Origin of the sequence: Paenibacillus alba (assembly GCF_013204855.1) — a bacterium.
Taxonomy (GTDB): domain Bacteria; phylum Bacillota; class Bacilli; order Paenibacillales; family NBRC-103111; genus Paenibacillus_E; species Paenibacillus_E alba.
The window spans coordinates 1-9,712 of record NZ_JABMKZ010000078.1 but is presented as its reverse complement, the minus strand read 5'-3'; the positions used below and the strand labels follow the sequence as shown (position 1 = coordinate 9,712).

Genomic DNA, 9,712 nt, shown 5'->3' with positions numbered 1-9,712 from the left:
GTTTTTTTGTGCATCGTCCAGATAAATACATCAATTAATCCCATATTTAGGTAGTAATTATAAATTATTTAGACGATACTTTTTTCGGATTTCCATGTTAGGTTTGATGCAAAGCTATTGCTTGGAATCGAAAAATGCCCACAAAAGGATGCATAATCGCAGGCTTTTCCCTATTTCCCCCATTTCCAAGACGAAAAGGATGCATAATTGCAGGAATTCGGAAATATACGGACGGGCCTGAGGCAATCTGCCAGCATGAGCAAACTCAAGCAACTCAAGCGACTCAAGCGACTCAAGCCAATCTACCATGGAAGTGTGTATTAACAGAAAGACAGGTAGAATCCTGCTGCCAACTGTCTTCTCCCACAAGGGGATCCATGCATGGACGAGTCCCAACCAACAGGAAAAACGCCTCCAAAGCCACAGCGCAAGTGTGGAAGGAGGCGTTTGGGGATAGGAAACTTCCTATCAGAGTTGGAGGTTATAAATCCAAAATAATTTTGGGGACAGCCCTATGATTACTCAATAATCAAGGCATAAACAATGCCTGGGCCATGTACGCCAATGGTCAAATCGTTCTCGATATCCGCCGAGCGGCTCGGTCCCGAGATGAAGTGAATGCCAGCCGGTCTGTCTTTAAGCTCGTAGGCATCAAAAGGGCGCAGCACTTCGCCCAGCTTCGTCCGCAAGCGATCCACAGGGATGATCGCGATGAACGTCGTCGGCAGCAGGCTAACGCTGCGGCCTCGCGCAGCATCTGACGTGACGACGAGCGAGCCTGTGTAGGCCACGGCATGCTCGACGGCCACGATGCCGATATCTGCGCCTGCCGCCTTGGCGACCAGCTCATCCTTCGCGGCAGCATCGACACCGCCTGCGTTCCAGACGGTGATGTCCATGTCCGCCGTATTCGCAGCAAGCCCTGACCGCAGCTCCGCCAGTTCCGGCTGATCCTGCATGATCAGATGCTTCGCCTGCGTTTTGCCGATGAAGTCGGCAATGAAAGCTTGCGCCTCTGCCATTCCTTGGAGGCGCTGCGTATGGCCGCCTGCCTTCTGCCAGTTCGCCATGAACAGCTGGATGCGCTGCTCCAGCGGAAGATCCACCTGCTCCCAGAAGTCGGGAGCACCCTTCACGCTGCGCGCAGGAGCGTTCTGCATTGGCTTGGATCTTCCCAGCCTGGTAGAAATATTAGCAAAGAAGGCCTCCTGATCTTGGAGGGCTTCCTGATGCAGTTTTTGGAGAAATGCCGGATCTGATTTAGCCATGATGATGTCCTCCTCCGCCTTCTTTGCGATCTGCAACAAGCTTTTCCATGCGGGCTTTCATCGCGGCATCCAGCTCAGGGAAGGTTCCTTCCAATCCTTGCTCGATGTCCTTCCACGATTCACGGAACGTCTTTTTCGCCAAGCTTGGTGCAAAACGATGCGAGTTCCAGCCCTTAAGCGGTCCTACTTTCGCCTTAATATGACCGTCGCGAACGAGCAGCTTCTGCCCGATACGTCCAATTTTAATTAATGCCTTCACACGCTTCGCATCCGACATTAAGAAATTAAACCCTTTCATGCCCATTTTCTCGCCAAAATCGGTCGAACCCCGCTCGACTTTGCGTTGACGCAGATAGACTAGCATATCATGCAGCGGAATTTTCACCGGACAAGCCTCATAGCAAGCACCGCACAAACTTGATGCGCTGGCAATGTCGTCCCACTGGTCTACATTTTTGTTCAAGGCTGGCGTCAGCACAGCGCCAATCGGCCCGCTGTACACGCCGCCATATGCATGGCCGCCAATATGGCGATATACCGGGCAAGCGTTCAGACACGCACCGCAGCGAATACAGTTCAGGAGTTCCTGAAATTGCGGGTCGCCGAGCTGTAACGAACGTCCGTTATCCAGGATAATGACGTGCATTTCTTCAGGGCCATCGCCGTCCTGCTCCCGCTGCGGTCCGGAAATAACGGACATATAGACGGTCAGCTTCTGACCTGTAGCAGAACGTGGGAGCAATGTCGCCATGACTTCCAGATCGTCCAACGTCGGAATAATGCGCTCCATCCCCATGAACGTAATTTGCGTCTTCGGAATCGTGCTAACCATCCGCGCGTTGCCTTCATTTTCAAATAAAACGATCGATCCCGTCTCGGCAATGGCAAAATTACAGCCCGTCATCCCAATATCGGCTTCCAGGAATTTCTCGCGCAATTTTCTTCGCACATAACCAGCCAGAATGCCCGTATCCGGCTCCAGCTTCTCGCCCGCATCCTCTGAAAGCAGATCCGCGATCTGATAGCGATTTTTGTGGATCGCCGGAATAATGATATGCGAAGGTGTTTCACCGGCAAGCTGAATGATATATTCACCAAGGTCCGTCTCAATCGCCTCGACGCCTATCTGTTCAAGCGCATGGTTAATATGCAATTCTTCCGACACCATGGACTTGGATTTCACGACGCTTTTGGCTTTTTTGTGCTCGGCGATTTGCATCGTCAAGCGAACCGCATCGGCCGCATCCGCTGCAAAATGGACATGCACGCCTTGCGCTCTAGCATTTTCCACAAATTTGCCCAAATAGTAGTCTAAATGTGCGATCGTATGAAGACGAATTTCGCGCCCCCGTTCACGCCACTCTTCCCAGTTTCCAATTTCTTCTGCCGCGGCAAGCTTGCCGTTCTTGAGACGTTCTGTCGTGAACTTAACGGCATTTCGCAGAAAATCATTGTTCAAGGCGACCTTGGATCTTTCCTTAACGGTACCGCTTGGCTTATGCTCGCTCATGGGCTAGTTTCACTCCCTCAGCCAGTAATTCCGCTAGATGCATGACCTTCACAGGTGTCCCGCTGTATGATAAATTACCGGCAATATTCATTAAGCAGCCCATATCGAGTCCAACAAGCACTTCGGCATCGGTTTCCAGCACGTGATCGGATTTCTCTGCAACCATCGCCCCGGAAATATCGCACATTTTCACCGCAAAAGTACCCCCGAATCCGCAGCAATCCTCAGCATGAGGAAGCGGTACAAGCTCCATGCCGCGAATATTTTGCATCAGCTGCATCGGCTCTGCTTTGACACCAAGCAGCCTGCTGCCGTGGCAGGACGGATGATAGGTTACTTTGTGCGGGAAAACCGCGCCTACATCTGTAACACCCATGACTTGGACGAGGAATTGCGTAAACTCATATGTTTTCTCAACAAGCCGATTGGCTTTTGCTAGATGGATAGGATCATTTTCAAATAGTTTCGGATAATAGTGATGAATCATGCTCGTACAGGAACCTGAAGGGGATATGACAAAATCACTATCCTCGAACGCTTCGAGAAGTGTCAACGCCGCACCTCTTGCTTCATCCCAATATCCGCTGTTGAAGGCCGGTTGACCGCAGCATGTTTGCTTGGCAGGGAAGTCTAGCTTAACGCCATATTTGGCTAGTAACTGAACGATAGACTCGCCAACCTTTGGATACACAAGATCGCTCAAGCACGTTATGAACATAGATACTTTCATGATTGCAGCTAACTCCCTTCCCTAATTGTCCCCACCAAAGATATATTTGGCTATACAAAAAACCATCCTCAGTACGCAAGAAACATACTGGAGATGGAAGGAACAATGATTTTAACCTTTATCTAATTGAAGCACGTTCACACCGATGTCGCGAATGCGATTCACGTCTTCTCTGCTCGTTTGTCCATCTGTAATCACATGTTTAATTTCAGACCATCCTGCGACTTGCGTCAAGGATTGCATCCCGAATTTACTATGATCGGCCAGCAGATAGGTTTCATCGGCAATGCTGATCATCTTGCTTTTGATAAGCGCCTGCAGCTCATTCGATTCACTGATTCCGCGCTGAATGTGAACCCCTTTGCAGGATAGAAAACATTTGTGAACATGGTACATATCCAGCGACCGCTCAGCTAGTGGTCCTACATAAGACAACGATTTGGGCGAAAGCAGCCCACCGGTGGAAATGACCTGAATCTTTTCTTTCGTGCTGAGCTCCAAAGCCACTTTCATCGAGTTCGTAATGATCGTTAGCGGCATATCGGGTATCCATCTGGCCATATACCAAGCCGTTGTGCTTGCATCCAGAATAATCCGATCATGCTCGCGGATATGCGTTATCGCTTCCTTCGCAATGCTGTTCTTGAAGTCCGATTGTGCCGTTTCCCTCTCCATGAAAGGGACTTCCGTCTGGGCTTCCTTCACACTAACAGCGCCGCCATGGCTGCGCATCAGCTTGCCTTCGCTTTCGAGCCGATCCAAATCACGCCGTATCGTTTCTTCCGTCACTTGACAGAGCTCGCTGAGCTCTGTCACGCGAATGCTTCCTCTTTCGTTAACTACCTGAACGATTCTCTGCCATCTTTCCGCTACCAGCATCGTCTTCCCTCATTTCACCGTCGATCGGGACGCCACCTGACAAAATATTATATACGCCGCCTGCCAACCCGCTCCGTCCTCAGGGATGAACGTTTTGACCGGAAACGAATTCCGAATCAGCTTTCTGGCTTCGCGCAAATTCGCGATATACCCTAGTGCTATCCATTGTACTACAAGGTTTCCTAAGGCACTACCCTCTACAGGACCTGCCCATACCTCTCGCTGGATCGCATTTGCTGTGAATTGGCAGAGAAGTTCATTCTGGATGCCGCCGCCTACGATGTGCAGGCCTTGATACGTTGTGCCAGAAAGTTGTTCCGTACGTTCCAGAATAAATCGGTATTTCAGCGCTAAGCTTTCCAAAATACAACGAACGATCTCTCCCTCGGTTTGCGGAACGAACTGGTTGGTATCTCGGCAATATTGCTGAATCTGCTTCGGCATATGCGCAGGATTCAAGAACATGTCATCATCCGGATCAATAAAGAATTGGAACGGCTTGACAGGTTCAGCCAGCTTGACTAGCTCCGCAAAACCAATGTTTTTGCCTTCTTTATCCCATGTGCGCTTGCACTCCTGAATCAGCCATAGCCCCATGATGTTCTTGAGCAAACGGTTTGTGCCATAAACGCCGCCCTCATTCGTGAAATTCCAAGCTTGCGCTTGTTCACTTAAAATGGGGGCGCTCGTTTCTGTTCCCAAAAGCGACCATGTGCCGCAGCTGAGGAAAGCAAAATTTTCATCCAATGCTGGAACAGCAACCACGGCGGAAGCGGTATCATGCTCGCCAACCGCGATGACGGGAATTGAAGCAACATCAAGCTCTCTGCACAAATCTTGCGTCAAGGCGCCAACACGTGTGCCCGAGGCAACCGGATGCAACAATATGTCGCTAGGCAGGCCTAATTGCTGCAAAAGCTCTGCATCCCATGCGCCTGTTGTTGCATTCAGCAGCTGCGTAGTGGAGGCGTTGGTGAATTCGCTATGTTTCTCGCCTGTCAAGAAATATCGCAGCAAATCCGGTATCATTAGGAACGTTTTTGCCCGCCCCAGCAGCTCCGGGTTTCTTTCTTTGATGGCGGCTAATTGAAAAATAGAGTTGAATTGCAGGAACTGGAGCCCTGTTTTGGCATACAGCTTTTCACGGCCGATCGCTGCAATCACCTTGTCCATGACGGTATCCGTTTGGTGGTCCCTATAATGGTACGGATTTCCAAGGAGCTCGCCATTTGCTGCAAGCAGCCCAAAATCTACCGCCCAGGAATCAATCGCCATACTTTCAATATCCGTATAACCGAGATGTTTGGTTTGTAAAATACCTTGTTTCAATTCATGAAACAATCGCAAAATGTCCCAATGAAGGTGGTTGCCCACCTGCACCGGATCATTCGAAAAGCGGTGAATCTCCTCGATCGTTACACGGCCCGCTTCAGAATCAAGGCGTCCGACGATCGCTCTGCCGCTGCTTGCTCCCAAATCAAAGGCCAGAACGCTCGAAAGCTTACTCACCAACTGGCACCGCCTTTGCCTCTTGCATTAATGCTCTCATCGTAGCCGCTTTCCAGATATGCTTTCATCGGGTCCACCGGCACGCCGATTTCTTCACGAACCGCATGCAGCAGCGGTGTTACATCGAATTCGAATGCTTTGCGAACCGCATCTTCCGCACCAAGAACGTCTTGACGGGCTTGCGCCTCTCTGACTTCATCCAAGTTGATCAGCAATGCTTTGGCATATTGAGTTTGTACGTTGAGAACGGAGCGCAGCATCGCTGGAATTTTACGCTCAATATTGTGGCTTTGATCGATCAGATAAGCAATATTGTCAGATGCCTGACGAATTTGCGGGTCTTTATCGTTAGCCGCATCAATAATTTGGTAGAAAATCAAGAAAAGCTCATACGGATTCACAGAACCCACGATCAAATCATCGTCTCCATATTTACGGGAGTTGAAGTGGAAGCCGCCAAGTTTTTTTTCGTCCAACAGGTACGTCACGATGTGCTCGATGTTCGTTCCTTGCGGGTGATGTCCAGTATCTACAAGCACTTCAGCTTGCGGACCCAATTTGTTCGCCAAGTTGAACGCCATTCCCCAGTCAGCCAAATCGGTATGGTAAAAAGCAGGCTCATAAAATTTATATTCGATCAGCATTCTCATGCTTGGCGTCATCGCCTCGTACATTTCCTTAAGCGATTCGTACATCCAAGTTTTGCGGGCACGAATGTCCACTTGACCTGGATAGTTCGAGCCATCCGCGAACCAGAGGCTGAATACATCAGAGCCAACGGTTTTCGCGATGTCTACACATTCCAGCAAATGATCCGTTGCTTTGCGGCGAATCGCTGCATTGGAATTCGTTACGCTGCCGAAGATATAGTCATCTTCTTGGAACAGGTTCGGGTTCACCGCACCGATGGATACGCCGAGATCAGTCGCGTGCTGCTTGAGCTTCGCATAGTCATCCACCTTGTCCCAAGGGATGTGGATCGCAACCGACGGGCAAGCACCCGTCAATTTGTGAACCTGCGCAGCATCTTCGAATTTCTCGAAAGGATTGCGTGGCACGCCATTTTGCTTATATACCTTGAAACGGGTACCTGAATCGCCGTAACCCCAGGAAGGGGTTTCGACTTTCAGTGCTTTGATTCTGGCCTTAACGGCTGCCAAATCAATACCTCTATTTGCTTGCTGCTCTTCAAACCATGCATATGCTTTATCGCTCATCGGATTCGTATCCTCCTATTAGGTGAATTAGCGTGTGAAGGCTGCTGGAACGCCGCCGTCAACTGTGATCATGCAGCCTGTTGTTTTCTCTGCTTTGGAAGAAGAGAAGTAGACGATCGCTTCTGCAACGTCTTTCGGGAAAATGTTAACGAGCAGCGTTGTTCTTTTGCGGTAGTGCTCTTCCAGCTGATCCGGTTCAATCCCGTAAGCTGCTGCACGTTCATTGCGCCAGCCGGAGTTCCAGATCGCGGAACCTTGGAGAATCGCATCCGGCAACACGGAGTTCACGCGAATACCAAATTCGCCGCCTTCAGCTGCAATACAACGCGCCAAGTGAATCTCAGCTGCTTTAGCCGTTGAGTAAGCGGAAGCATTTTTACCGGCAAATACGGAGTTCTTGGAACCGACGAATACCATGCTGCCGCCGATGCTCTGTTTTTTCATAATTTTAAATGCTTCTCTAGCTACCAAAAAGTAACCCGTGGAAAGCACATTCATGTTCAAGTTCCACTCTTTGAGAGAAGTTTCATCAAAAGGACTCGAAGTCGCAAGACCCGCGTTATTCACGATAATATCTATTCCGCCGTAGCTCAAGATCACTTCGCGGTAAGCTGCTTCTACTTCTTCTTCTTTCGTTACGTCCATTTTAACGGCAATTGCTCTGTTTTCGCCATATTGTTCGTTCAGTTCAGCCGCAAGTTTCTGCGCGCCTTCTAGGTTAAGGTCGGCCAAGACAACATGCGCGCCGTCTCTGAGGAATTGACGAGCTGTTACGCTTCCGATTCCGCCTGCTCCGCCTGTGATGAAAGCAATTTTGCGGGAGAATTCCGCTTCCGCAGGAGCGAGTGTCAATTTGTACAGCTCAAGAGGCCAGTACTCTACATTATAGGACTCATTTTCGCTTAAAGAAACGAACGTTCCGAGCGCTGTTGCGCCTCTCATAACGGAAATCGCACGGTGGTAAAGCGCGCCGCTTACTTGCGCCATCGCCCAGCTTTTGCCTGTGTTAATCATCCCGATACCCGGAATTAAAATAACGCGCGGAGCCGTTTCGAAAATAACGTCGCCTTCATTTTTGTTGCGATCGAAGTAAGCTTGGTATTCTTCTTTATAAGCGGCAATCCCTGCATTCAAAGCTTCAATCAAAGAAGCGGCGTCACGGGAATTTGGATTCCAGTCAATGTAAAGCGGCTTCATTTTCGTATGAACCAAGTGATCCGGGCAAGCTGCGCCAACTTGCGAAAGAACGCCCGCGTCTTTGCTGTTCACGAATTTCAAAACATCCTCTGCACTGTCAGTCGTCAGAATCATTTTCTTTTCTTTGCTTACTGCGCCGCGAACGATTGGCAGCACCTGCGCCAAAATATCGTTACGATCGGATTCGGAAAGAGACTCGTATTTGGAGCCGCCATACAAGTTGTCTTCATTCACGCGAGCTTCAATAAAGCTTTCAGCTTCTTGAATAATAGCGAGTGTCTTGAGGTAGCTCTCCTCGGACGTTTCGCCCCAAGTTACCAGACCATGTTTCTCCATCAAGACTAGCTCAGCCTTTGGATTGTTTCTGACGCCTTCGGCAATCATTTTGGAAAGTGTAAAACCAGGACGTACATAAGGAACCCATACGAAACGGTCGCCGTAAATTTCTTTGGCAAGCTCGCGGCCATTGTGGGCGCAGCATAGACCGATAATCGCATCCGGATGCGTGTGATCCACGTGTTTGAATGGCAGAAAGGCATGTAAAAGCGTCTCAATAGAAGCACGCGGGTGTTTGCTGTCGATCATACAGTTCACAAGGTAAGCAACCATTTCGGCATCCGGCATTTCGTCTTTTTCGAACAACGGACGGATGTCATCCATACGAAGACCTGTGAAATTCTTTGCTTTCATTGTCGCAAGGTCGGAACCGCTTCCTTTTACCCACATTACTTCTACATCGCGACCGCGGAAATCTTTCTCAATCGTTTTGTAAGAAGTGTTGCCGCCGCCCCAGTTAGCTACTGCGCGGTCTGTTCCCAATAAATTGGAACGGTAAACCAGTTCCTCTACACCTTTTGATACAGCATTCGCTTTTGACGCTTCCCACAAATTCGCAACCATAAGTATCCTCCTAATGTTTACTTCCCATGAGTATGTGTTTGTTTTTGATGGATTCATCATAACATATCTTTGTTTGTTTTTGAATAAATATTTTTATTTTTGTTTGTGTAAAGAAAAACGAAGTTTTTTCAATAAAAAGCAAACCAAAGTCAAAAATGGCCATGATTAGCTCGGTTCTCATCCTCTAACAGCTTTCTTGAGAAAATAAGAGTCTTTTGAGGCTTCTATTCTAGAAAAAAGGGGGGATTTCTGTTTAATAGAAGTCCCCAAAGACTTCTATCCGGCACATGAAGAGGGATACACCTACTTTTTTATTAAATAAGAGTCTTTTGAGGCTTCTATCTGTGTAAAAAGTGGCATTTGAAGTAAAATAGAAGTCCCAATGTATCTGAGTCAATAGAGTGGACACAAAAAAGAGCTAAGAAGTTAGTTTTGTTTGCTTGTAAAACTGCGATTCGAATTTGTCTGGAGACAAATAGCCGAGCTTGCTGTGCGTACGCTT

Annotated in this window: 7 protein-coding genes; all 7 read right to left on the bottom strand. The window is 48.8% G+C overall.

Annotated elements, in window-relative coordinates; all coding sequences use genetic code 11:
* Positions 1-518: 518 nt before the first annotated feature.
* Complete coding sequence (locus tag HQN90_RS37805) at positions 519-1,268, bottom strand: LutC/YkgG family protein (protein WP_173227968.1); 750 nt, start codon at positions 1,266-1,268, stop codon at positions 519-521.
* On the bottom strand, positions 1,261-2,778 hold the full coding sequence (locus HQN90_RS37800) for a LutB/LldF family L-lactate oxidation iron-sulfur protein (RefSeq protein ID WP_079414898.1): 1,518 nt from the start codon (positions 2,776-2,778) through the stop codon (positions 1,261-1,263). Before HQN90_RS37800 ends, HQN90_RS37805 begins: the two co-directional genes overlap by 8 nt.
* On the bottom strand, positions 2,765-3,508 hold the full coding sequence (locus HQN90_RS37795; protein WP_173227967.1) for a (Fe-S)-binding protein: 744 nt from the start codon (positions 3,506-3,508) through the stop codon (positions 2,765-2,767). The genes HQN90_RS37800 and HQN90_RS37795 overlap by 14 nt, the downstream gene beginning before the upstream one ends.
* Before the next feature lie 111 nt (positions 3,509-3,619).
* Positions 3,620-4,387 (bottom strand): DeoR/GlpR family DNA-binding transcription regulator, encoded by a 768-nt coding sequence (locus HQN90_RS37790; protein WP_079414896.1) that lies wholly within the window; start codon positions 4,385-4,387, stop codon positions 3,620-3,622.
* Positions 4,388-4,396: 9 nt separating this feature from the next.
* Complete coding sequence (gene rhaB / locus HQN90_RS37785; RefSeq protein WP_173227966.1) at positions 4,397-5,899, bottom strand: rhamnulokinase; 1,503 nt, start codon at positions 5,897-5,899, stop codon at positions 4,397-4,399.
* Positions 5,893-7,113, bottom strand: a complete 1,221-nt coding sequence (rhaI, locus tag HQN90_RS37780; protein WP_173227965.1) for an L-rhamnose isomerase — start codon at positions 7,111-7,113, stop codon at positions 5,893-5,895. Before rhaI ends, rhaB begins: the two co-directional genes overlap by 7 nt.
* 27 nt (positions 7,114-7,140) lie before the next feature.
* Positions 7,141-9,210, bottom strand: a complete 2,070-nt coding sequence (locus tag HQN90_RS37775; RefSeq protein ID WP_173227964.1) for a bifunctional aldolase/short-chain dehydrogenase — start codon at positions 9,208-9,210, stop codon at positions 7,141-7,143.
* Between the last annotated feature and the right edge of the window lie 502 nt (positions 9,211-9,712).

Bases quoted from the DNA above. Each gene is read 5' to 3' on its own strand.
- HQN90_RS37790 (WP_079414896.1), bottom strand. From the start codon at position 4,387: ATGCTGGTAGCGGAAAGATGGCAGAGAATCGTTCAGGTAGTTAACGAA.
- rhaI (WP_173227965.1), bottom strand. From the start codon at position 7,113: ATGAGCGATAAAGCATATGCATGGTTTGAAGAGCAGCAAGCAAATAGA.
- HQN90_RS37795 (WP_173227967.1), bottom strand. From the start codon at position 3,508: ATGAAAGTATCTATGTTCATAACGTGCTTGAGCGATCTTGTGTATCCA.
- HQN90_RS37775 (WP_173227964.1), bottom strand. From the start codon at position 9,210: ATGGTTGCGAATTTGTGGGAAGCGTCAAAAGCGAATGCTGTATCAAAA.
- HQN90_RS37800 (WP_079414898.1), bottom strand. From the start codon at position 2,778: ATGAGCGAGCATAAGCCAAGCGGTACCGTTAAGGAAAGATCCAAGGTC.
- HQN90_RS37805 (WP_173227968.1), bottom strand. From the start codon at position 1,268: ATGGCTAAATCAGATCCGGCATTTCTCCAAAAACTGCATCAGGAAGCC.